Origin of the sequence: Flavobacterium anhuiense, assembly GCF_001705175.1 — a bacterium.
GTDB lineage: Bacteria > Bacteroidota > Bacteroidia > Flavobacteriales > Flavobacteriaceae > Flavobacterium > Flavobacterium anhuiense.
Map to the genome: position 1 here is coordinate 4,864,989 of NZ_CP016907.1, position 25,917 is coordinate 4,890,905.

Consider the following 25,917-nt stretch of genomic DNA (forward strand, 5'->3'; position numbering starts at 1 on the left):
CTTTTTATTCAAAATAAAATGCTTCATTTGTGTCAATATCTCTCTCAAATGATTCAAATTGTATTAAAAACAGCCCATTTTCATTCAGCTGCAACATTTTGTAGAATATTGAGACGATTTGCAGAAATCTAGATTTTAGCCTAAAAAATACAACTATGCGTAAATTCTTTCTTTTTTTATATTTCAGCTTTTTTTCGATAAATTTTTCGAATGCGCAAGACTATTATTTTAAACATTATCAAGTAGAAGAAGGACTTTCAAACAACACAGTTTTGACCTCAATACAAGATAATGACGGTTTTATGTGGTTTGGAACCAAAGATGGTTTGAATCGTTTTGACGGTTATCGTTTTAAAACCTATAGAAGCAGCGGGGATCCTGTTCATAGTTTAGGAAGCAATTATATTCAATCTTTACACGAACACAATGGCACAATTTGGGTTGGTACTGATAAAGGTTTGTATCATTATGATAAAAAATTGGATCGATTTACGATTTTGAACGAAGCCATAAATGATCGTATCAACGACATCAATCACGATCAAAAAGACAACATTTGGTTTGTTTCTGGCAACATTTTGTATAAATATGCACCAAAAAAGCAGCAAACAACCACTTTCAATCCAAACAAATACTTCATTACCACTTCGATTACGAAAGATTATAAGGGTGAAATCTGGGCTTCTTCTCTCAATAAAATCTATCATTACTCTGAAGAAAACCTTTCTTTTGAAAATATTCCGTTAAATCCGCCAGCAAATAAAGCCAATTTTAGAATCACCGTTATTTATGCCGTAGACCAGCAGAATATTGTAATTGGAACACAAGATCACGGCGTACTCCTATATAATAGAAAAGACAAAACGACAAGCGAACTAAAATTCGGCATCAAAGAGCCTGTTTTTGTGCGCCAGTTCAGAAAAAAAGGAAATGACGAACTTTGGATTGCAAGCGAATCAGGCGTTTATGTTTATAATCTAAAAACTAAAACGGCTGTAAATCTGAAGAAAAACTATAACGATCCGTATGCGATTTCAGATAATGCGGCGTACTCGATTACCATTGACAAGGAAAACGGAATCTGGATTGGAACGTATTTTGGCGGTGTCAATTACCACCAGAAACAATATACGCAGTTTAAAAAGTATTTTCCTCAGAACAATCAGAACTCCATTAGCGGAAGCGCCGTAAGAGAAATTCATAAAGACGATCACGGCGATTTATGGATCGGAACAGAAGATGCAGGCGTAAATCGTTTTAATCCGAAAACGCAGAAGTTTACTTCTTATAACGTTTCCTATTATAACATTCATGCTTTAATGCCTCGAAAAGACAAAATCTGGGTGGGAACTTTTGAACATGGTTTGGATGTTTTAGATAGAAATTCAGGCGTAATTCTTAAGCATTACAGCGCAAACGATGGCCGAAGCGGATTGCACAGCAATTTTATTTTTTCTTTTTATGAAATGAAAAACGGAGACCTGATTGTGGTAACAACATCGGGACTTTATCGCTATAATGAACAGGCTGATAATTTTGAAATCTTGAAATTCTTTCCAGAAACGTATCACTATACGAATATGAAAGAAGACAGCGAGGGAAATCTTTGGGCTGGAAGTTATCGCGATGGATTGTTGTTTTATAATCCAAAAACAAAGAAAAAAGAGGTTTTTACGTATGATTATAAAAATCCGAAAGGCATTAGCAATAATACGATAAATGCCATTTTTGAAGATACATCAAAAAACCTATGGATTGCAACCGAAAATGGACTGAATCTCGTAAACAGACAAAACCATACTTTTACCAAATTCACAACCAAAAACGGAATGCCGAGCAATGTTTTCTATTCTATTTTGGAAGATGATTCTAAAAATCTTTGGCTGACCACTTCTAAAGGTTTGGTAAAATTTGGTCCAGATCATAAAAGCATCAAGATTTTTACCACCGCAAACGGATTATTGAGCGATCAGTTCAATTACAATTCGGCTTTTAAAGATACGAACGGCGATATGTATTTTGGAAACCTCAACGGAATGATCAGCTTTAATCCGAAGCATTTCAGCAAAAACAAATACACGCCTTTTATTTATATTACCAATCTTCAGATTAATAATAAAGATATTGAGGTAAACAGTCCTGACTCACCTATTGAACAGTCTATTTCTTTTCTCGACGAATTGGAATTAAACAACAGCCAGTCTTCTTTTAATCTTGAATTTGCATCTTTAAATTATACCGCGCCAGAATTGACCGAATATTGGTTTCAGCTCGAAAACGTAAACAATGACTGGGTTTATTTAGGAAGAAACAACAAAGTCTTCTTTACCGAACTCTCGCCTGGCGATTATGTTTTTAAAGTAAAATCACTGAACAGTTTTGGCGTTTGGAGCAAAGAAGTAAAACTGAAAATCCGAATTCTTCCGCCGTGGTACGCGAGCATTTATGCCTATTTGCTGTATTTCGCATTGATTTGCGCTGGTTTTTATTACATTATTCGTTATTCTCAAAATCTGACTCAGATTAAGAATAACCGCAAAATCAAGCATCTAAACGACGAAAAAGAAAAAGAAATCTATCAGGCAAAAATTGACTTTTTTACGAATGTAGCACACGAAATCAGAACTCCTCTAACTTTAATAAAAGGTCCGCTGGAAAAGCTTTTAGGCATGAAGTACGAATCGGAAGAAGTGCCTCAACATCTTTCGATTATGAAGAAAAACACTTCGCGCTTATTAAAACTCGTAAATGAATTGCTGGATTTTAGAAAATCTGAAATTGGCGGTTTGAAATTGACTTTCGTCGAAGCGAATATTTCGTCGATGGTTCGAAATTTCCATTTGAGATTTAGCCAATTAATTGAAGAACGTGAACTTGAATTTGATTTGGAATTAGGAGAAAAAGACATTCACGCTTTTGTTGATAAAGAAGCTTTCAAAAAGATTTTGAGCAATTTGATTAATAATGCGATTAAGTATTCGAACAAAAAAGTCTCTATTTCATTGTTCAGAGATGAAAAGAAACTGCATTTGATTGTAAAAAATGACGGAAATGTGATTCCAATTCATTTAAAAAATAAAATTTTCGAGCCGTTTTTTAGGGTTGACGACAGCAGTACGGCTTCAGGAACAGGTATCGGACTTTCATTAGCACATTCTCTTGCGCAATTGCATAACGGAAGTTTGGAATTGATTGAAGATTCTCAATTCAATATTTTCGAATTGACCGTTCCGCTACATCAAGAAGAAGAATTTATGCTGTATGCCGATTCTGAAAAAGAACAAACGGAAAATGAAACGCCAAAAGAACCAATTGAAATCAAAAACGAAAAAGCACAAGTTTTGGTTGTTGAAGATAATGAAGATCTGTTGAATTTTATCACTACCGAATTGGCGGGGACTTACACTGTTTTAAAAGCCCAAAATGGCGAAGAAGGCATCAAAATCATTCATAATGAAAACATTCAATTAGTCATTTCAGATGTAACCATGCCAATTATGGACGGATTTACAATGTGCAAAAAGATTAAAACGAATCTGGAAACGAGTCATATTCCAGTGATTCTATTGACCGCAAAAAACTCGCTAAAATCTCAAATCGACGGACTTGAAGTGGGTGCAGACGCTTATGTCGCAAAACCTTTTTCTATGGATTATCTGAAAGTGCAGGCCAATAATTTGATTGAAAACCGCAGACAGATTATGAATTATTATGCGAGTTCTCCCCTTTCACACATTAAAAGCATTGCGCATAACAAAACAGACGAAAAATTCTTGAAAAAACTTGACGACGAAATTCTTAAAAACATCACCGATCAAGATTTAAGCGTAGAATCGCTTGCGGAAATCATGAACATGAGCCGTTCGACTTTATATCGAAAAATTAAAGATATTACCAATCTGAGTCCGAACGAATTAATCAATATCGTGCGATTAAAAAGAGCTGCGGAATTATTGCTGAATGAAAACTATAAAATGTATGAAATCGCAGAAATGGTAGGTTATAAATCACAAACGAGCTTTGGTCGAAATTTCCAGAAGCATTTTAATATGTCACCAACGGATTATATCCAGAAAAATCGTTGATTATTTAACCGCAAAGTCCGCAAAGGATTTTCGCAAAGAAACGCAAAGTTTAGTTATTGCATTTCATTTTAAGTTCACAAAGGCTGAACTTGAAAAACTTTGTGAACTTAAAATAAAATGTATTAGCTTAGAAATACTTCGCGAGCTTTGCGTTTAAAAAACTTATCTAATTCCTAAAAGTGAATACAATTCCTCCTTCTTATTCAAAGCAACAGAAATATTTTTCCCATCAATCAATTCTACAACATTTCCGTTAAGACTTCTCACCGCTTCGAGATTTAGAATAAAAGAACGTTGCACGCGAAAGAAAATGGGTAATTTCAGCACTTCTTCCATTGACTTTAAAGTTCCTAAAGTCGTGTACGATCCGCCGTTGATAACGAATTTCAGATAATCGTCTTGAGCTTCCACATACAAAATTTCACTCAAAAGAATCTTAATCAGCTTTCCTTCCGATTTAATAAAAATTCGATCGGAATTGATCTGATGAACTGAAGTTGTTTTCTTTAGCGAAAGATATTCTTTGGCGCGATTTACGGCTTTCAGAAAACGATCAAAACGAACGGGTTTCAAGAGATAATCGGCTGCTCCAGTTTCAAAACCTTCGATAGCAAAATTGCGGTGCGCCGTTATAAAAATAATAACTGGAGCGTTGGTAAGCGATTGCGCCAATTCTAAACCATTAAACTTAGGCATTTCGATGTCGCTGAAAACAATATCTATTTCATTTTCCTGCAGAAACAATAGTGCTTTTGAAGCTTCTGCAAACGAACCTTTAAGTTCCAGAAACGGAATTTCGGCAATAAAAGATTCGATAATATCTCTTGCAATTGGTTCGTCGTCAACAACAATGCATTTCAACTTTTCCATTATTTTCTTAAAACTATTTTTAAATCGACTCTAAACGAGTTTTCAAGTCTTTTAATTTCTAATTCGTATTGGTCTGGATATAGCAATTCTAAGCGTTTACGAGCATTCTCCACTCCTATTCCGCCAAAGTCAGAATCTTTTGCCATTTCTTCCAAATCGTTTTCTAAACTAAACCAAAAAGTATTGTTTTCAATCTTTATATTTAGTTTTATAAAGGCATTTTGGCTTTTTAAACCATATTTAAAAGCATTTTCTATAAAAGTAAATGTCAGAAGCGGCGCAACAAAAAGTCCAGAGGTTTGTCCTTCAATAACAACTTGAATATCCGTTTCATCAGCATATCGCATTTTCTCTAAAGCGATATAGTTTTTAATGAAATCCAATTCTTTTTCCAAACGGACAATTTCAGTGTTCGATTCGTAGAGCGTGTAACTCATAATATCTGAAAGGTTCAAGATGACTTCTGGAGCCAGATTGTCTTTTCTAACCGTTAATCCGTACAGATTATTTAAGGTATTGAATAAAAAATGCGGATTCAGCTGTGCTTTCAGAAAGTCTTTCTCAATTTGAATATTCTGAATTTCCAAAGCCGTTTTCTCTCTTTCTATTTGAAATTTCTTGTTGTATAATTTCGTGATTTCGACCAATATTTTAGCAAAGCAAAAAGGCGAAAGCAATGAGATAATAATTATGGTTTGCGAAAGCATTCTTTTTGGAGAAACTGCTTCCAGAAAAGTTTGGTTTGCACTCATTTTAATGACGCCTTTCAGTTCTCCAAAAGTAACTTCAATATCTAAAGCATAATAAAAAAGTGAAATAAAATACGTTGCCGCCATCCAAACAAATATTGAAATTGGAAAAACCAATATTATCAGTATTACAATTCTGGTTTTGCTTCCTGAAAATACCTTTGGCAACAAAAGGTAAAACAGCATATAAAACACAATCATATTGACCAATGCCATTCTTATGGTTAGTAAAACAGCATCAAAATAGACTAATTTATAGCCAATTACATAGCTCAAAAAAAGCAAAATAGAAAAACCTAACCACATGAAAGCGTGCAGTAAAACTCGATTTCTTTTGGTGAAAAAGTGATCAAAATTCAGCGAAGCGATTCTATCTAAAAAATATCCCGAAGTCGATGTGTTTTTTGGCATGTAATTCAGTTGTAAAGCAGTTTCAAATATAACTTTAATTTGGCAGGTTTTATAAAATTCTAATTACTGCATTGATCAAATTAATCGTGTTATGCCCTAGAATAGAATAAATAAGATTTCCAGAAAACTGTCTTAAAATTCCAACACTCAAAGAAGAGATGAATGTTAAATAGACCATTGTAATAATATCAAATTTCAAATGCAAATCCTGATCCAAAACTGCTCCGTGAGAAACTCCAAACAAAACCGTTACAATAACAAATGCCCAACCAAATTTAATTCCGCGATAATTCCATGTTGGCGCAAAAGCTTTGTCTAAAAGCCATAAAGAGATTCCTCTAAAAAGTGTTTCTTCTGTTAATCCTGGCATTGTAGCTTGAAAAAGAAAAGTTTCTAAATCGAAAGGATTGCCTTTTGGAAATAAAATCAGTTTGAAAATAATATCAAATACCGTAAACCCGAAGAAAACCAATAATCCGAATTTCAAGCTTGCTAGCGAATTGGTTTTAGAAGTGAATCCGATTTTGATTTTTTCTTCTTTTGAAACCGAAAAGATAATCATCAATCCTAAAACTAGACTCAAGATTTTTCCAGCCCAATTAAATTTTAAATCAAGATCAATCAATTGTTTTCCTGAAGCCTGTAAAAAAACATCGGCTAGAAAATATAAAATAAAAAATGCTAAATATTTTAAGTTTGGTTTTTCCGATTTAAAGCATGCAATAACAATAATCGGAGCGATTAACAAAATCCAAAGAAGAGGCGTAAATAGTGACATAATTTTGATTTTTAAGGTTTTAATTTGAATCAAAAGTATATCTAGAGTATATCATTTAAAATTGCAATCGGTAGAACACACAATCTGCTCGGTGAAAATGGAATTTTAAACGATAAGAGATAAATGTTCCATAGGAACATCTCATCGGTAGAAAAAATATGTTTTTTAAATCGTTTTTACGTTCCGTAGGAACGTTTGTTTGGTTTCATCGTTTTTTATATCTAACCTATCAAACGTTCCTACGGAACGTGAATTGGGCTGGACACCATTTTTTTTCTACCGACGAAACATTCCTACGGAATGATAGCACCTATTAAAAATGAAGGGTTCGATTCAATTCAATTCAATTCAATTCAATTCGACTCAATTCAATTTAAAATAAACCACTAATTAGAAAATGTGCCAATTAGATAATTACTCTCATTATCTAATTGGCACATTTTCTAATTGCCGCATTAATCAATTTCTACCATGTATATTTCAAGATCAAACGTGCATTAAACGGCGTTCCTGCAGTAAAATGAATTTCCTCAACAGGATCGGTTTCATTTGCTAATCTTGATTCTGTCAAGAATTGCGTTTCTTTCCATTTGGCATCAAAAATGTTATCGATGTTTACGCCAATCGAAACTTTCTTAATCTGATAATTAACAGAAAAATCAGTTATGCAATACCCTTTTGCTACAACCGAATTGTCTTCGTTTGCTGGTCTGTCGCCTAAGAAACGGGTTCTTATGCTTCCTGAGAAGCCTTTTAAATCCTTTACCGAAAGTCCGCTCATCAAAGTGTTTTTTGGAGCCAATGGCAAATAATCATTACCTTTTGTTTCGTCAATTGCTCTTGCGTTCGTATAGGTATAATCTGCATTCCAGAACAGCCAATTGGTCAATTGATACCTAATTCCAAAATCAAAACCTTTACGTTCTGTTTTTCCGCTTGGTTCAACAACAGCTTCGTCTCCTACGTACACAAATTCCTGAGCTAGATATAAATACCAAAGAGCCGAATTGATAATCATTCTTGGAAATGGTTTCCAGTTTAAACCTAAATCTGCACCGTATGTTTCTGGAAGGATTTTTTCTCCTTTTTGCGCCACTACCACTCGCGTATCATTACTGTGAAAACCTTTTCCTAGTTTCAAAAAATAATTCAATTTGTCATTCTGAGTATACAAAAAGTTCAATTTCGGACTCACAATTGCCTTGGTCTGCGTCTGATTGGTGTAAGTTACAGCCAACTGATCTTCGTAACCAAACTTGAAATAATCCAAACGCAATCCACCGTTTACTAACCATTTTCCAGCAGTAAAATCAAGACTTGAATAGGTAAATAAATTGGTTTGGTTGACATTTCCTAAACTCAAATATTCTAAAACTGTTTTTCTGTTTAACGTATGAGACAATTCTACATCTTTATTATTGTCATTTCGAAGTCCAGCGCCTAGTTTAAAACGCCATTTTTCATTTAGTTTCTGATCGTATTCAGACTGAAAACCTACAATAGTTCTGTTCTCTTTCTGCTTAATCTGATCTCCATTTACAGGATCATTCAAGAAAAATGTAAAATTAGAATACAATTCAAAATCATATTTGCTTAAATAAGCGCTGCTTTTTATATGCGTGTTTTCGTCAATTTTTGCATCGTACTGCAGATTAAAGTTGGTTCTGTCTGTATTTCCTCCTTCATTCGGATCGATTGCTCCGAAATGCGAAATTGTTCCGTCGTTTACCGCACGGTCAGGAATTTGTCCGCTCGCATCCCATTGGCTTTTAAAATGCGAAACCGAAATAGCCAGACGATCTCCGTTTTCCATTTTAGCGTTGTATTTTCCAAACAAATTAATTCGGTTAAAATTCTGAGGAGCATCAAAATAACCATCGGTCATCATATATTCTCCAGCAAAATAAGCCGATTGGCTTTCTTTATTCAATAAATTAAACATAGCAACGGTACGAAAAGTATCAAATTGCCCTCCTTCAAAAGAAATAGAGCTATTTTGCAAAGCATTTTTGGTATTAAAGCCAACATATCCAGCAGTTGTAAAATCGCCTTTATCTACAAAATAAGCACCTTTATCAAAATCAATATTATCGACTGTTTCTGGAATTACAAAGTGCAGATCAGAATAACCTTGTCCATGCGCGTGTGAAACCATATTTACTGGCATTCCGTCAACGGTGATATTAATATCGGTTCCGTGATCGCAGTCAAAACCTCTTAAGAAGATCTGTTCTGCTTTTCCTCCACCCGCATGCTGACCAATGAAAAGCCCTGGAACTTTACGCAGTAAATCCTGAGAATTTGAAATAGGCTGAATTTCAAAATCGATTTTAGAAATGGTATTTAGGTATTTTAGATTATTGTCAATCTTAACCTCTTCCAACAAAAATGGTTTTTCTTCTAATTGAATGGAAAGAAAATCTAAAGAGGCTAATTTTATTTTTTGAGTTGAAAATCCTTTTTTGGTAATAATCAGACTATCATTTATCTGTGTTCCTTCTAAGGTAAATTTTCCATTTGCATCGGTATGTGCATGTGTTTTTGAATTTAGATTTCGAATTAAAACTTCTGCTGATGCTTTTCCATCAGAATCATTTACGATACCATTTACTGATTGTGCATTAATAGAAAAAGAGAGAATAAAAAAGAGAAGTGCTGATAAAGATTTCATTGCTATTTTGGTAACTTATTGGAATAATTTGAGCGCAAAAATAGCATAAAAAAGCATTTTTCAGGTTTATTCCAGAGAATCTGAGATATTGTTGCTCTTAGGATCGTAGAGCATGGCAGTACACAAACAATTCTTTCTTTCTTTGCTCAATAATATTGGACAATTGATACAGCTTTTGCAGTTTTCCCAAAAAAGTTCATCATTTGGTAATTCAGAATAAGTTACGGGTTCAAAACCGAGTTCGTGATTCATTTTCATAACGGCAAGACCTGTCGTCAAGCTAAATATTTGTGCTTTTGGATATTTTTTACGGCTAAGTTCAAAGATTTTTCTTTTGATTTTTTTGGCTAAACCTGTATGTCTAAACTCAGGTGCGACAATTAATCCAGAATTAGAAACATATTTCCCGTTTTCCCATAAAGATATAAAAGCAAAACCTGCCCATTTTCCGTCTGGTGCAAATGCGATAATGGCTTCACCTTCTTTCATCTTTTTCTCAAGCAGTTCTGGCGGTCGGCCTGAAATGCCTGTTCCTCGAGCTTTCGCAGATGATAATGTCTCTTCACAGATCTCATTTATATAGAAAATATGTTTAGCCGTTGCTTCTTCAATAACGAAATCATAAGATTCGCAAACTTTTTCATTTAAAGAAAAAACAGCCGTATCTGTTCTGTTCCGAATGGTTTTCATATTATAGCACTAAACTATTTTAGCGATTAGCATAACCGTAATAAAAAGAACAACCGTAAATACCATTAAGTTGACGAATCGATCTTTGTTTCGTCTAGATTTATTTGAAAAATACGTTTTTGTGATTTCTTTATTTCTTTTGTTACTTGTTTTCATATTCTTTACATGTTTTACAATTAAGGGCTTGTTTAATAATCCTCAACATAAAAACAAAAGGCGTGCCACAGGAACTCATTATATAATAAACCACTCATTTTAAAACAAATAATAAAAAATCAGTTTGAGTTAATTGAGAAATGGCTATCAAAATGATACGATGATTTTCAAAATGAAAGGGATTTAAATAAAAAAGCCCTAAATCGAAATTTAGAGCTTCTTTAATTTATTATAATTGATTTGTAAATTAATCCCACTGATTGTTTTTGGAAATGGCAAATTTACCTGCTCCAGTAAAAAACAATGCAAGAGCGCCTAAAAAATACAGCATTAATAATTCTAAAGCATATCCTCCATGCTCACTAATTGAAAAAATTTCCTGACTGTGCATTGTTGCAACTGCCACCACACAAGTTATTGCCAAAAGAACTGCTGCAATTCTAGTTCTGAATCCTAATAAAATGGCAATTGGCGCCAAAACTTCTCCGATGTAAACCGCATATCCAAATGCACCCAAGTTTTCTACAAGGAACGAAACTCCATGAATCACTTTAGAAACACCGTGAAAAAGCATTAACCCACCAGTGCTGATGCGCAACAGTAATAATCCAAGGTCTGTGTTTTTTGAAATCATAAATAATTTTGTTTTAGGTTAAAAAATTTATACTCAATTTGGTTTGTAAGCCGACTAAAATACAAAAATTTCTTATTTAAAAACAACATTATTTAAAACTGTTCCAAATAACTATTCTAAGCTATCAGAATGCCGATTTTATGTTTTAGAACTTAATCGCAATTTTTCCAATTGTCTTTCCTGATTCTAAAAGTTCATGTGCTTTTTTAAGATTTTCGGCTGTAAGTCCGCTTAAAGTTGTGTTCAATGTAGTTTTCAGAATGCCGTCGTCTAACAAGTCTGCTACAATATTTAAGATATTATGCTGTTCAATCATATCTTCTGTCTGATACATTGATCGAGTGTACATTAATTCCCAAGAAAAAGAAACACTTTTGCTTTTCAGTTTATTCAAAACTACAGGCTCAGCGCTTCCGGTGATCGAAGCGATATGTCCCTGCGGTTTAATCAATTCAACCATCGTGTCCCAATAAGCATTGGTGTCTACGAAATCTAGAATAAAATCAACATGCTCAAAACCAGCTTCTCGAACAGAAGAAATCAGATTTTTATGATCTACCACAAAATCAGCTCCTTGCTGTTTGCACCATTCAATTGTTTCAGGACGAGAGGCTGTTGCGATAACAGTTAAACCTGCAATTTTCTTGGCCAATTGAATCGCAATCGAACCGACTCCGCCTGCTCCTCCAATAATTAAAATAGATTTTCCTTTGTCTTTATCGGCCGTAATTCTGATTCTGTCAAATAAAATTTCCCAAGCCGTTAAAGCCGTCAACGGAATCACAGCTGATTCTTCAATTGATAATGATTTTGGTTTTCTGCCTACAATTCTTTCATCAATAATCTGATATTCAGCATTGCTTCCTTGTTTGGTAATATCTCCAGCGTAATATACAGGATCTCCAACTTCAAACAATGTAACGCTCTCTCCTACAGCCTGAACAATTCCGACAGCATCCCAACCAATGATTTTTGGGGTATTCAAAACGGTTTCTTTTGCCGAACTCTGACGAATTTTAAAATCGACGGGGTTGACTGAAATCGCGTCAATTTTAACTAATAAATCGTGTGGTCCAGGGACTGGTTTTACGGTTTCAAATTCGATAAAACTTTCTGGGTTTTCTATGGGTAATGATGTTTTAAATCCTATTGCTTTCATTGTTTTAATGTTTAAATTAAAATTGTTATACAAATATAAGACGAGTTAAAATCTCCTGATTGGTATATATTGAGCGTATATTTGTACATTTTTTTCAAAGATTCTAAGTTTCTTTCTCCCGCAGATTTAGCGATTATGCAGATATTTCAAATATTAATCTGCTAAATCTGCAGAATCTGCGAGAGAAAATATTTAAATGAAGTAAATTTGTTTGTACTAAAATCTTCCACATGAATATCAGAAAAGCCGAAAAATCAGACTCAAAATATATTGCTCCTATATTATTATTAGCAATGGAAGATATTATCTACAAATTTATTGCTAAGAATGATTACGCTTCCGCGAAAGACTTTCTGGAATATTTCGTTGAAAGAGAAAACAACCAATATTCGTATCAAAACTGTTTTGTGGCTGAGGAAAATGGAGAAATCATAGGCGCAGTTAATATTTACAATGGTTCTGATATAGAAGCTTTACGAAATCCGATTGTGGAATATGTTAGAGCACATTATAATCCAGAATTTGATCCCGAGTTTGAAACACGTGCTGGAGAATTTTACATTGATTCATTAGGCGTAAATCCAAACCATCAGGGAAAAGGAATTGGTTCTAAACTGCTTGTTTTTCTAATTAATGAATATGTACATCAAAACAAACAGACATTAGGTTTATTGGTAGAAGAAGAAAATCCGCTGGCGAAGAATCTTTATTTAAAACTCGGATTTAAAATTGTGGGCGAAAAAACTTTGGTTGGCAAAAAACTGGAACATCTTCAAATTGGCAATGAATAGTACTGCTTTCGCTAAAGAAAATCATTAATTTTAAATCCAAAACAAACCGCAATGAACCTTAATAATGTATTTGAATCAAATTATAAAAAACTGGGATTTCTGGTTCTGAATCAGGAAACTGTAGAAGCAATAAACAGCGACGAATACAAAGCGTATATTAAGGTCTTATATCTTCCGGAAGATTATCAGGTTACTATTGATTTTAAACAATATCAAACCAAAAGCCCTTCTCTGTTTTTTATCAACAGCAATCAATATCTGCAGATTAATAAGGAAGGAAAAAAGCAGGGGTATTTTATGTATTACAATCGTGATTTTTACTGTGTGCAGATTCACGATGCCGAAGTAGCCTGCGACGGATTGCTATTCAATAATATATTCGAAATGCCGATGACCACTTTGCCCGATAAAGAGGTTTTGTTTATTGAAGGCATTTTCAATCAGATTCAGGAAGAGTTTGTTTCTCCCGATTCGTCTCAGGAAGAAATGATTCGAACGTATTTGAAACAACTTATTATTAAAGCGACGCGAATCTGGAAAATTCAGCAATTAGGTGTTTTAAATGAAGAGTCTTCTAAAGAAATGGATTTCTTTAGAGATTTCAGCCGTTTGGTCGAAATTCATTTCAGAACCAAACATACAGTTGCCGATTATGCCGATATTTTAGGCGTTGCTCCTAAAACCCTATCTAATAAATTCAATCGTCTGGAACTGACACAGCCAAACGATATTATAAAAGACCGCATTATTCTGGAAGCAAAAAGGCTTTTGGGGTATTCTTCTTTAAGTGTAAAAGAAATTGCTTACCAACTTGGATATGAAGATCCAGCTTATTTTAACCGACTTTTTACCAATAAAGTTGGCGACACTCCGTCTAATTTCAAGAAAAAATACCTTCAAGGGAAAAATGTACAATTAGAATAGACTTTTATCCATTTTCAGAGCTTTACTAGCGCCATATCTTTGTCCTATCAAATTATAAATAATTAAAACATAAAAGATATGAAAACTATTAAAGTATTACAGCAAAGTTTATTTATTGCAGCATTATTAATCGTAAATACAGTTGCTTCAGCACAAGAAAGACCTTATAAAGGGCAAAATGACCCAGAAATCTTTACAGAGGTCCGCAGCTTTTTAAATGCATTGAATTCAGGTGACGGAAAACCATTAGAACAATTATCTGTTACAGATGCAAGAAACGTTTTAGTAGGTGCTCAAAAATCGGTTCAAGTAGATTATTCTGGTATCGAAGAAACTGAAAAAGTAATTTCACAAAACGGATTAAAAGTAAAAATCCATATTACAAAACCTAAAGGAGCAAAAGCAAATGCACCTGTCTTTATCTTTATTCATGGCGGTGGATGGGTTTTAGGCGATTATCCTACTCATAGAAGATTAGTGAGAGATCTGGTTGTAGAAAGTGGTGCTGTTGCAGTTTTCCCAGATTATACGCCATCTCCTGAAGCCAAATATCCAGTAGCGATTAACGAAATTTACGCTGCAACACAATGGGTTTCTGAAAACGGAAAAGAAATTGGCGTAGATGGTAAAAACCTTGCTGTTGTTGGAAACAGTGTAGGCGGAAATATGACTGCTGCGATTACTTTAATGGCTAAAGATAAAAAAGGGCCGCATATTAAATTACAAGTTTTATTGTGGCCTGTAACCGATGCTAATTTTGAAACTGAATCTTATAATTTATATGCCAACGGACGTTTCTTGACTAAAAATATGATGAAATGGTTCTGGGATAATTACTTGCCTGATACTGCAAAAAGAACCGAAAAATATGCTTCTCCATTGCAAGCTAGTTTAGCTGAATTAAAAGGCTTACCTCCTGCTCTAGTGCAAACTGCTGAAAATGACGTTTTAAGAGACGAAGGTGAGGCTTATGCCAGAAAACTTAATGAAGCTGGAGTTCCTGTAACCTTAACAAGATACAACGGTTTGATTCACGATTACGGACTTTTAAATCCGATTGCCAATGTGCCAGCTATTCAAACAGCTGTACAACAAGCAGCAATTGTAATCAAAACGACATTGAAATAAGAATTCAAAACAAAAAAGCTTTCCTTTTTGGAAAGCTTTTTTTTTAAGCTTCAGAGAAGCGGCATATTTATAGAAAAGAATAAACGGTTACAATATAAAGCTCTGGAGGAGCGACATATATTATAGAAATATGTTGCTCCTCCGGAGCTTTTACCATATGTTACATTGAAATTCTATAAATATTGTGCCCCGCTGGGGCTTTACCAATAAAATAATTTTCGTTCCCAACATCCATTCAAAAAAGCTATTCTTTTAAAACAACCCCTTTTTTATGCATTTTGTCGTTTATTTTAAACAATTTGACGATGATTCTGTCGTTATTAAAAAAAACAGTTCGACAATTTTTGTCTTTTTTGAGATAAAATTTGCAGAATGAAATTGCAATAAAAATTAATAATCAGAATGAAAAACATAACCATATTAGAAGCAGGTTTAATTTTAAGAATAGTTTTAGCCATCACGATGCTTTCGGCCATAGCAGACCGATTTGGAATTTGGGGCGCACCAGGTTCCCACCAAGTCGCTTGGGGAAATTGGGATAATTTTGTTACTTATACACAAACACTCAACCCATATGCAAACCGAACCATATCTGAAATTTTAGGAGGAGTCGCAACTTTTTTTGAGGTTTTGCTCAGTCTATTATTATTATTCGGTTTCAAAACTAGGCTTGCCGCTTTAGGAACTACCTTTTTAATGTTCTTTTTTGCCTTTGCCATGTCAGTTTCGGTTTCTGTAAAAGCACCTTTTGATTATTCAGTTTGGACAAGTGCTGCAGCGGCTTTATTGCTTGCTAATATTGGAAAAACATCTTACGCAGTTGACAATCGCATATAACTTATTGCAGCCATTAAACTTTGTCAAAGTTTTAAACTTTGACAAAGTTTCTAGTAGACCAAAACAACAAACCCAAAATAGCAAACATTTTTAAGGTATATTTAAGGTCATAAAGCTGTTTCGAACAAATTTGTATTCGTAAATTAGCAAATACAAAAACATACCTTAAATGACAATACTTACCTTTACACTGATAATGATTCTAGGCGCTTTTTTAGCTGGATTTATAGGTTCATTATCAGGCTTAGGAGGCGGTATCATTATTATTCCGCTTCTTACTATTATTCTCGGTGTCGATATTCATTATGCCATTGGAGCCGCTTTGGTCTCTGTTATTGCTACTTCTTCTGGCTCTGCCGCAGCTTATGTAAAAGAGGGAATTACCAACATGCGAATGGGAATTTTTCTCGAAATCGCCACTACTATCGGAGCAGTTTGTGGTGCCTTGCTTTCTACAATTGCCCCTACTTCTTTTATAGCGGTTTTATTCGGTTTAACGCTGATTTTTTCTGCAATTAATTCGTTACGAAAAAAAGAAGAACACATTGTCTTGGAGTCTAGTCCGCTGGCAAAAAAACTAAAATTAGACGGAACTTATCCTTCTCACGATGGTGAGATCATAAAATACGGAACTAAAAACGTGCTTGGCGGCTTCAGCATGATGGGAGTTGCCGGAATGATGTCTGGTCTTCTCGGAATTGGTTCTGGCGCTTTTAAAGTGATTGCAATGGACAATATCATGCGCGTTCCCTTTAAAGTTTCCACCACAACCAGTAATTTTATGATGGGAGTTACAGCAATGGCGAGTTCTGTAATTTATATTCAAAAAGGATATATCGAACCTGGAATCTGTATGCCGGTTGTAATTGGAGTTTTGTTTGGTGCCATGGCTGGAGCCAAGATCTTAGTACGAACAAATCCGAAGAAGTTGAGAATATTTTTTGCCTGCCTGATTTTTGTTTTGGCAATAAACATGATTTATAATGGACTAAATGGAAAAATCTAATATGGTACAGGAAGAAAAATTTGGAGAAAAAGATTTTCAGACCATTATAGGAAACCTGCTTCGTTACGGAGTTTGGATTTCACTGTCAGTAGCCTTTATTGGCGGAATTGTATATTTGATTCACAACGGAAGTCAGATTGAAGACTATTCTGTTTTTAAAGAAAATGACCGAAATATATTTGAAGTAATTGCGGCTGTTTACAATGGTGCAATTCAAGGAAATGGTGAATCCTTAATATTTACTGGTATTATTTTGCTTTTCCTTACACCTGTATTGCGTGTTTTGCTTTCGCTATTTTCGTTTTTATTAGAAAAAGATTATTTATATGTCGGCATTACATTAATTGTTATTGCGATTATTATTATCAGTATTTCATTTGGATTCTCACACTAGATAATTGTAGATTTTAGATTTCAGATTTTAGATTTTGAAATTTGGAATTTGGAATTTGGAATTTCTCAATATTGGAATTTAAAATTAAGCTTATGGAAATAGGAATAGACAGTTTTGCTTCGGCAATGTATGGTGACAACAACACGCTGAGCAGCGTTGACGCTATGGAGCAGCTTTTGCAGAGAATCGAATTTGCAGATCAGGCTGGACTTGATGTTTTTGGAATTGGAGAACATCACAAGAAAGAATTTTTAGATTCTGCTACAGCTGTTATTTTGAGTGCAGCGGCGGCAAGGACAAAAAATATTCGACTCTCAAGTGCTGTAACCGTTTTAAGTGCAGCAGATCCTGTTAGAGTTTATCAGAGTTTTGCGACTTTAGATTTAATTTCAAAAGGAAGAACTGAAATTGTTGTGGGAAGAGGATCTGCCATTGAAGCTTATCCCCTTTTTGGATATGATTTGAGAGATTATGATGCTCTTTTTAAAGAAAAACTCGAGCTATTGCTTCAAATCAGAGACAATGAATTTGTTACTTGGGAAGGAAAATTTCGTCCTGCGCTAAATAATTTACCGGTTTATCCAAGAGCTTTACAGGAAAAATTGCCTATTTGGCTTGGCGTTGGAGGAACACCCGAATCTTTTATTAGAGCAGGTTCGTTGGGACTTCCCTTAATGGTTGCCATAATTGGCGGGCAAACACATCGTTTCAGACCTTTAATCGATTTATATCGCGAAGCTGGAAAAGCAGCTGGCTATAAACCTGAAGAGTTGAAAGTGGGCTTGCATTCACCAGGTTATGTTAGTACCACCACAGAAAAAGCAATTGAAGAATACTATCCTGGATATGCTGAATTATGGACCAAATTAGGCTATGAAAGAGGTTGGCCTCCTGTAACAAGAGGAAAATTTGACGGGTTAATTGATGATTTAGGCGTTTTAATCGTTGGAGGTCCAGAAAGAGCTGCAGAGAAAATCCTTCGTCACAGTGAAGCACTGGGCGGAGTGGATCGATTCACTTTCCAAATGGATAATGCTGGCTTGACACACAAACAATTAATGAATGCCATTGAATTGATTGGTACAAAATTGATTCCGTTGATTAAGGAGGCATAATTATATTCTCGCAATCCCGATAAATATCGGAAGCAAAGACGCAAAGATTTTTTTTTAAGCCACTCCCGATAGCTATCGGGATACACAGATTAAAAGGATTAAAAAATATGAATAGCGTCCAGCTTTAGCTGGATGAAATTATAAAATAAAATTAAAGGCTTTAGACAAACATCTCTAGTTTGTCTAAAGCCTTTATTCCTTTGTTACTTTGTTACTATAATCCTCAGAATCTTAGTCCCTCAGAACCTTAGCCCCTTTAAAACTTATAAGTAACCCCAACTCTAAAATTTCTTGGAGCTTCAGCCTGCCAGTAATAAGCATTTAACCAACTGTAGAATGAACCGCTATATAAATATTTATCTAAGATGTTGAATACGTTTGCAGTAACTTTGACTTTACCAGTTTCATAAGATAAACCTCCATCCAATTTAAAGTAAGAAGGTAATTTTTGAAGACCTTCACTCCAAGTATCCGTCTGACGTCCGTCAAGGAAAGTTCCTCCTATAGAAGCGCCAAAACCTTTCAGTTTACCATTTTGAAGCGTATAATTTAACCATGCATTTGCAGTGTGTTTTGCATAACCAGGCACAATATCTCCAACATTAATACCATTAGCTTGAGAAACAGCTGGATCAACTTTAGTTACCGTTGATTCTGTAAAGGCATAATTTGCAATAAGATTTAAGCCATCAAAGATTTTTCCTCTAACATCAAATTCAACACCGCGAGCTCTTTTTTCTCCCAAAACAATTTTATACTGTTCGTTTGGCTGATTACTAGGATCTGCTGTTAACTCATTCTTCTTTAAGATATTGTAAACCGATACACTTGTATTCCAAGAACCGTCAAACCAATCTTTTTTAAGTCCAAATTCAACATTATTTCCAGTAAGAGGTTTTACATCGCCACTTCTCACTACACCAGATTGAGGTGTAAAAGCTTGATCATATAACCCGTAAACTGCAAAATCATCAGTAATAGAATAACTTAAACCAGCACGAGGCGTAATATGGCTATCCTCAATTGGTTCTGCCTCGTAGCTGCTAGTTTGACTAATCCAAGTATATCTTGCAGCAAGGGTCAATCTTAATCTATTTTCTAAAAAGCCAAGCTCATCTTGAACATAACCTGCCGCATATTTCGAACCGTAAAGTCCGCCAGCTCTTTGGCTTAAAGGAGTATCGTGATCAAATTGCGGTAAACCATTTGATGGCGTACCATAATTTGGATTATAAACATTAAACGGATTATCAACTGTATCTAAATCATGAGATTGTCCCCAATCTGCCATATAATCTTTGTTTCCTAAATCTACTCCACCCAATACTTTATGAGAAACATTTCCTGTATTGAATTTTCCGTTTACGAAAATCTGTCCTAAATACATATTACTTTCTGCATCCCAAATACCAACATTTCTGATAATCTCACCAGCAGCAAGGTTTCCTTCCGGAATGCCATCAAAATTTCTATCAACTGGTCCAGGACCAACAACACCCGGCCAAGAGCTATATCCCTGCTGAATGTATTTAAAATAAGACGTTTGCGCTGTAAGTTTCCAGTTTTCGTCAAACTTATGTTCGAACTGTAGATAACCACTATGATCTTGAATGTTTGTGTCTGGCAATCCTGGCTGTGTCATTGTAAAATTGCGAGGTAAGGTTGCATAACCTCCTGCTTGTGGTCCAAAAACATAGTAAGAACCTACTTCGGTCATATTTGCATATTGAAAGTTGTATTCAAATGTCAATTTTGTTTTATCATCAATCTGATAAGAAATTACAGGAGCAATTACGTAACGGTCGTTATGCTCAAACGGACGGAATGATCCTTTCTTTTGTGCTGCTCCGTTAAAACGGTATAATAATTTTCCTTTTTTATCTAATTTTCCATCAAGATCAAGACTTACTCTGTAAAAATCGTAGCTTCCGCCAAGTACACTTACTTCGCCTTTTGTTACTCCCGTAGGCTTTTTAGTCACCACGTTGTATAATCCGCTTGGGTCACCGCTTGAAAGCATGAAACCAGCAGGACCTTTTACAAACTCGATATGATCTACAAAACTCATATCTTCTGTTAATGGTCCCCAGAAAGAAGAAACTACGTTAAAACCATTTCTAAAAGCCTGAATTTGAGAACCTCTCATTGTAATATTCGTATACAAATCTCCCCAATGCTCCAAACGTACAGCACCACTCACGTTACGAATCACACCGTCACTCATGCTCGTAATCTGCTGGTCTTTTAAAGTCTGTCCGCTTACAATTTGTATGTTTTGAGGAATCTCTAAAACTGGAGTCTGAAGACGCAAAGACAATGAAGGTTTGTCTTGCTTGTATTTATTCTTTTTAATTACCACTTCTTCTAGATCTTCTTGGCTTTCAGAAAGAGAAAAATTCTTAGTTGTGGTTTGTTTTGAATTGACTACAATTTTATCCTCAACAGGCTGAATTCCCACACCCTTTAATACAATAGTATATGTTCCTGGCTTTACATTTTTAATTTCATAATGTCCTGAAACACTAGTAATATCTGAATATTTTGTTCCTTTTAAAGCGACAGCAATATTTTCAGCTGGTTTATTGCCACTCAAAGAAATTTTCCCATTTACATTTCCAAGCTGTTGTGCCATTAAATTTAATGAGCTCAAAAACAGCACAAAAAAATAAACTTTTGGATTTAAAATTATTTTCATTTGGTTTTGATTTTAAATTGAGCGACAAAAGTATACGCAAATCTCAACTTTTCCAAATTATTTTAATTCATTCTAAATAAATACAACAAATTATACTAAATCAGTAATAATAAATTTTAAATCAGACATATTTAAGTTATTTCCTGATAATATTAATCTAGATTAAGCATCAAACCGAAATCTATTTCTATCTTTATAGTTCTAAATTTCAAAAACCAAAAACAAATAACTTCCTGATATGAAATCAAATACCATAAGAAAAGTTGCCATTGTCGGCTATAACAGAATTCCTTTTGCAAGAGCTAATACGGCTTATTCCAATGTAGGAAACAAAGAAATGATGACCGCTGCACTCAATGGTCTTATTGATAAATACAATCTAAAAGGGAAATTATTAGGCGAAGTTGCAGGAGGCGCCGTAATCAAACATACTTACGACAACAATTTGATTCGCGAATGTGTCATGCAAACCAGTCTTGACCCCGCTACTCCTGCTTGCGATTTACAGCAAGCCTGCGATACGGGAATTGAAAGCGCTATTTATATTGCAAATAAAATTGCACTCGGACAAATCGATTCTGGAATTGCGGGTGGTGTAGATTCTATCAGTGATATGCCGATTGCTGTGAGCGAGAAACTTCGAAAAATATTGCTAGATGCCCGAAAAGCAAAATCATTGGGAGAAAAAATCAAAACCTTTCTAAAACTTCGTCCGAAAGATTTATCTCCATTAGTGCCTCGAAATGAAGAATCACAAACGGGACTTTCTATGGGCGGACATACTGAAATCACTGCAAAATATTATAAAATTTCCCGCGAAGAGCAAGATCAATTTGCTTTAAAAAGTCATTTGAATATGGCTAAAGCGTATGATGAAGGCTTTTTTGATGATATGATTACGCCTTTCAACGGCTTGGAAAAAGATAATAACCTTAGAAGAGACAGTACCATTGAAAAATTGGCCAAACTAAATCCTGCTTTTGATAAAGTAAACGGAACTCTTACCGCAGGAAATTCAACTCCATTGACAGACGGGGCTTCTTGTGTGCTTCTAGCTAGCGAAGAATGGGCAAAAGAACAGGGACTTCCTATTTTAGCTTATATTACTTTCGCAGAAATTGCTGCAATCGAATACGTTAAAAATCAACAGAATCTTTTGTTAGCGCCTTTATTCGCTGCATCGAGAATGTTGGAAAAAGCAGAATTAAACTTGCAAGATTTTGACTATTATGAAATTCACGAAGCTTTTGCCGCTCAGACTTTAGCCACTTTAAAAATTTGGGAAAGCCCAGAATTAAGTGCCGAAATAGGTTTAAAGAAAACATTAGGCGCGATTGACCGAAATAAGCTAAATGTAAAAGGAAGCAGTTTGGCTGCAGCGCATCCATTTGCTGCAACTGGAGGAAGAATTATTGGCGTAATGGCAAAACTTCTTAACGAAAAAGGCTCTGGAAGAGGATTAATTTCTATTTGTGCCGCGGGCGGACAAGGAGTAACGATGATAATTGAGAAATAATTCCTCTTTCACAATTTAATTTTATAATCTGCTAAATCTGCGGGAAAAGAAACCACGCAGATTTAGTTTTTTTTTAATATCCCTAAAATGGATGATATAAAATTTGGAAGGAAGAGATTATTCATCAGAAAAAAAATGCAAAATAAATCTTCTTCAGTAGTTTTTTCCAACAATTCAAAACACTACAAAAACTTTACAAAATAATTCTAACAGTCAAGTATTCCTAATCCAAATCAGGCTGTTATTCTGTCTAAAGAAAACATAACATTAGAATCTTAAATAATTATACAGAAAAGGGGTAAATTTGAGTACCCAAACCTATAAAATTTCTGAATAATTATGAGAAAAAATCTACTACTTAAAATTCAAAAACGATTTAGGCAATTCTTATCTATTGCTGTTTTATTTATTTACTCCCTATCCTATTCGCAATACATTACCCAAAACCTTGCTCCAACAGCTGTAATAAAAGAAGGACTTGCGCTGGAACAATCTTCTGACGGAAGAATTTTCATAGCAGAAAGAGCGGGTATTGTAAAAGTATTCCAGAACAATGCAGTGTCTACTGTTTTTACCGTCACTACCGTTACAGACAAAGAACAAGGTTTGCTTGGACTAACCTTGCATCCAAACTTTGCTGCAAATGGATACGTTTATGTTTTTTACTCTATAAATGAAGCAAATGTAATTCGACATAGAATTGAAAGAATTAAGATTGACGCTAACAACCAAGTAATCAACAGGCAAGAAATTTTGCTTTTGGAACCCATTGGTGAGGGTTTTCATAATGGTGGCGACCTGAAATTTTTTAACGGCTATCTTTATGTAACAGTCGGTGATAGTCAGCTGAATACCAATTCACAGGATTTGGATACTTACAAAGGAAAAATTCTTCGCTTGACTGAAGACGGACAGCCAGCGCCAGGAAATCCCTATTATGGAAGCGGTTCTATACAAAGACAAAGCATTTGGGTGTACGGTTTTAGAAACCCATGGAGATTAGTTGCCAACGAAACTGCCAACAAACTATTTGTCTTAGATGTTGGAACTTCATGGGAAGAAGTAAACGAAATCAGTAATCCGACAATACGCAATTATGCGTGGGGTCATCCTCAAGGAGGCGACGGAAAACAAACCGAAACCAACTTATTTACCAATCCAATCTTTACATATGCTACTGGAAGTATCGGAAATGCTTTGACTAATGGCGTACTTTATAATCCTGCGATATCTCGTTATCCAAATCTTCAAGGAAAATTTATCATTAAAGATTTTGTACGAACAGAAATTAGGTCTTTTGATCCAAACGTTGCCGATCCTGTTTCGACGGTCTTTTTTACCACTCCGCAACAACAGGCTCTTGGAATGATGTTAGGCAATGACGGTTATATTTATTATTGCGCTTATGGAAATAATGGTTCGCTGATTAAGCTGGATTATATAGAAACTGCAGCACCAACAATAGTAAATCATCCACTTTCACAATCTATAATGGAAACCAAACCTGTAACTTTTACAGTTTCGGCAAGTGGAACGGGTTTAACCTATCAATGGCAATATAATAATGCCAATATAAACGGGGCAACTGGTGCAAGTTTTACCATTCCAAACGTAACAACAGCAAATGCCGGAAATTATAGAGTAATAGTCACCAATACCGCGGGAAATGTAACCAGTAATCAAGCAGTATTAACGGTAACGCCATTTAGCAATGCACCTACGGTTTCTATTGTTTCTCCATTACCAACATTAAAATGGAATGCTGACGATATTATTTATTTCGAAGCCGCAGCAAACGATGTTGAAGACGGAGCACTACCTGCAAGTGCTTTTTCGTGGAGCATGGATCTTTTTCACGAAGACGTTCCAGGAGCAGGACATTCGCATCCAGGAGCAAGTCCGCAGGGTGTAAAATCAGGCAATTTTACGGCTTCTAACCAAGGCGAAAAAACACCAAATGTTTGGTATCGCTTTACGGTAAAAGTAACCGATAGCAACGGATTGACAGCAACAAGTTTTGTAGACATTAAACCGAATTTGGTTGACGTTACGGCAGCAAGTTCGCCAGTGCCCCTTAATTTAGAATTCAACCAAAAACCAGTTACTGCGCCTTCTACAAAACAGGTTGTAGCCAATGCTGCTTTACAGACTCTAAACGCTCCAACACCACAGTATGTAGGCAATATCCGCTATGATTTTGATCATTGGAGTCAAGGCGGAACGGCCAATCAAACCTTTAAGGCTCCAGCCTCAGGAGCAATTACCTATACCGCATTTTATACCCCAACTACACTTCAAAATGCACCTTATCAGGGAATAATTGCGCAAATACCTGGAATTATAGAAGCCGAAAATTATGATATTGGCCCAGAAGCTATTTTCGATATCAATGCTGGCGGAGATACGGCTTACAGACCAGGCGACCGTGTTGGAACTGAAGCTTGTAACGAAGGCGGATTCAATTTGGCTTATGTCGTAAAAGATGAATGGCTGAAATATACCGCCAAAGTAAATACAACAGGAAATTACACGATAAATTTAAGAATTGCTACTCCTTACAACACCAGAAAACTACATTTAAAAGTAGATGGCACAAACCTAACTGGAACTGTCAATATACCTAATACAGGAGGTTTTCAGGACTGGCAGACTGTCGCAATTCCTAATATAGCTTTGACACAAGGAACTCATGTGATCACTTTATATTTTGAAGAAAATGATATCAATGTCAATAAAATGGAATTTGTCCTTTCAGGAAGCACCACTGCTCCTATTGCCGATTTTGAATATAGTCCGCAAATGGGATGTTTGAATACTGCTGTCACCTTTACTTCAGTTTCTGTAGGCACTGTTGATTCTTATTCATGGAATTTTGGCGCTGGGGCACAACCGCAAACTGCAACTGGAATTGGTCCGCATTCTGTTATTTTTTCTACAGAAGGAGATCGAGAAATTTCTTTAACTGTTACTAATTCAAATGGAAGCAATACAAAAAAAGTTACTTATGACGTCCATAATTGTAATCTTGGAGTAGAAAATCCGGATGCAGAATCCAATAAAATTATCGTTTATCCAAACCCGTCAAAAGGAATATTTCATTTGTCAAAAGAGCTAGAATGGACTATCTATTCAGTTACAGGAAGTAAAATTAAACAAGGAGCAGGAAATATTATTTCGATCTCCGAATATCCTTCAGGCATTTATTTCATAAAATCTAACACAACGAGTAAAGCCATGATAATCAGTAAACAATAATTTTATTTTATAAGATTTTTATAGTATATTGGAGTCCCTAAAGTATAGTTGCT

Annotated in this window: 18 protein-coding genes; 10 read left to right on the forward strand and 8 right to left on the reverse strand. The window is 35.1% G+C overall.

Annotated features, from left to right (window positions below):
• Positions 1–155: 155 nt before the first annotated feature.
• A complete protein-coding gene (locus BB050_RS20500; protein WP_066034924.1) occupies positions 156–4,085 on the forward strand; it encodes a hybrid sensor histidine kinase/response regulator transcription factor in 3,930 nt (1,309 codons plus the stop codon).
• Between the two features lie 162 nt (positions 4,086–4,247).
• Here BB050_RS20500 and BB050_RS20505 read toward each other — a convergent pair whose 3' ends face one another.
• The 7 genes from BB050_RS20505 to BB050_RS20535 form a co-directional block, all read right to left on the reverse strand.
• Positions 4,248–4,955 carry a LytR/AlgR family response regulator transcription factor gene (locus tag BB050_RS20505; RefSeq protein ID WP_066034925.1) on the reverse strand — a complete coding sequence of 236 codons (708 nt, stop codon included), beginning with the start codon at positions 4,953–4,955 and terminating at the stop codon, positions 4,248–4,250.
• The gene (locus BB050_RS20510) at positions 4,955–6,115 is read right to left on the reverse strand and encodes a sensor histidine kinase (RefSeq protein ID WP_066034926.1); all 1,161 of its coding nucleotides are present in this window, start codon (positions 6,113–6,115) and stop codon (positions 4,955–4,957) included. The genes BB050_RS20505 and BB050_RS20510 overlap by 1 nt, the downstream gene beginning before the upstream one ends.
• Positions 6,116–6,164: 49 nt before the next feature.
• Positions 6,165–6,893, reverse strand: a complete 729-nt coding sequence (locus tag BB050_RS20515; RefSeq protein WP_066034927.1) for a CPBP family intramembrane glutamic endopeptidase — start codon at positions 6,891–6,893, stop codon at positions 6,165–6,167.
• Positions 6,894–7,359: 466 nt separating this feature from the next.
• Positions 7,360–9,564 (reverse strand): TonB-dependent receptor, encoded by a 2,205-nt coding sequence (locus BB050_RS20520; protein WP_066034928.1) that lies wholly within the window; start codon positions 9,562–9,564, stop codon positions 7,360–7,362.
• Between the two features lie 66 nt (positions 9,565–9,630).
• Positions 9,631–10,254: a GNAT family N-acetyltransferase gene (locus BB050_RS20525; protein WP_066034929.1), complete on the reverse strand. Its 624-nt coding sequence runs from the start codon at positions 10,252–10,254 to the stop codon at positions 9,631–9,633.
• Between the two features lie 403 nt (positions 10,255–10,657).
• A complete protein-coding gene (locus tag BB050_RS20530) occupies positions 10,658–11,044 on the reverse strand; it encodes a DoxX family protein (RefSeq protein WP_083219887.1) in 387 nt (128 codons plus the stop codon).
• Positions 11,045–11,189: 145 nt separating this feature from the next.
• Positions 11,190–12,203, reverse strand: coding sequence for a zinc-binding alcohol dehydrogenase family protein (locus tag BB050_RS20535; RefSeq protein ID WP_066034930.1), 1,014 nt, complete (start codon positions 12,201–12,203; stop codon positions 11,190–11,192).
• 230 nt (positions 12,204–12,433) lie between these two features.
• On the opposite strand from BB050_RS20535, the gene BB050_RS20540 reads away from it, so the two are divergent.
• From BB050_RS20540 to BB050_RS20570, 7 genes are all read left to right on the forward strand, one after another.
• Positions 12,434–12,994 (forward strand): GNAT family N-acetyltransferase, encoded by a 561-nt coding sequence (locus tag BB050_RS20540; protein WP_066034931.1) that lies wholly within the window; start codon positions 12,434–12,436, stop codon positions 12,992–12,994.
• Positions 12,995–13,045: 51 nt separating this feature from the next.
• Positions 13,046–13,918 carry a helix-turn-helix domain-containing protein gene (locus tag BB050_RS20545; protein WP_066034932.1) on the forward strand — a complete coding sequence of 291 codons (873 nt, stop codon included), beginning with the start codon at positions 13,046–13,048 and terminating at the stop codon, positions 13,916–13,918.
• A gap of 78 nt (positions 13,919–13,996) precedes the next feature.
• Entirely contained in the window at positions 13,997–15,046 is a 1,050-nt protein-coding gene (locus BB050_RS20550; protein WP_206352863.1) for an alpha/beta hydrolase, read from the forward strand.
• Positions 15,047–15,448: 402 nt separating this feature from the next.
• Complete coding sequence (locus BB050_RS20555) at positions 15,449–15,883, forward strand: DoxX family membrane protein (RefSeq protein ID WP_066034933.1); 435 nt, start codon at positions 15,449–15,451, stop codon at positions 15,881–15,883.
• Positions 15,884–16,052: 169 nt separating this feature from the next.
• Complete coding sequence (locus BB050_RS20560; protein ID WP_066034934.1) at positions 16,053–16,889, forward strand: sulfite exporter TauE/SafE family protein; 837 nt, start codon at positions 16,053–16,055, stop codon at positions 16,887–16,889.
• Positions 16,876–17,283, forward strand: coding sequence for a DUF1634 domain-containing protein (locus BB050_RS20565; RefSeq protein WP_066034935.1), 408 nt, complete (start codon positions 16,876–16,878; stop codon positions 17,281–17,283). The genes BB050_RS20560 and BB050_RS20565 overlap by 14 nt, the downstream gene beginning before the upstream one ends.
• Positions 17,284–17,375: 92 nt before the next feature.
• Entirely contained in the window at positions 17,376–18,398 is a 1,023-nt protein-coding gene (locus BB050_RS20570; RefSeq protein ID WP_066035248.1) for an LLM class flavin-dependent oxidoreductase, read from the forward strand.
• Between the two features lie 256 nt (positions 18,399–18,654).
• Here BB050_RS20570 and BB050_RS20575 read toward each other — a convergent pair whose 3' ends face one another.
• The gene (locus BB050_RS20575) at positions 18,655–21,093 is read right to left on the reverse strand and encodes a TonB-dependent receptor (RefSeq protein WP_066034936.1); all 2,439 of its coding nucleotides are present in this window, start codon (positions 21,091–21,093) and stop codon (positions 18,655–18,657) included.
• Between the two features lie 238 nt (positions 21,094–21,331).
• On the opposite strand from BB050_RS20575, the gene BB050_RS20580 reads away from it, so the two are divergent.
• Together BB050_RS20580 and BB050_RS20585 are read left to right on the forward strand one after the other, a co-directional pair.
• Positions 21,332–22,609, forward strand: a complete 1,278-nt coding sequence (locus BB050_RS20580) for an acetyl-CoA C-acetyltransferase (RefSeq protein WP_066034937.1) — start codon at positions 21,332–21,334, stop codon at positions 22,607–22,609.
• Between the two features lie 339 nt (positions 22,610–22,948).
• On the forward strand, positions 22,949–25,864 hold the full coding sequence (locus tag BB050_RS20585) for a PQQ-dependent sugar dehydrogenase (protein WP_066034938.1): 2,916 nt from the start codon (positions 22,949–22,951) through the stop codon (positions 25,862–25,864).
• Positions 25,865–25,917 lie beyond the last annotated feature (53 nt).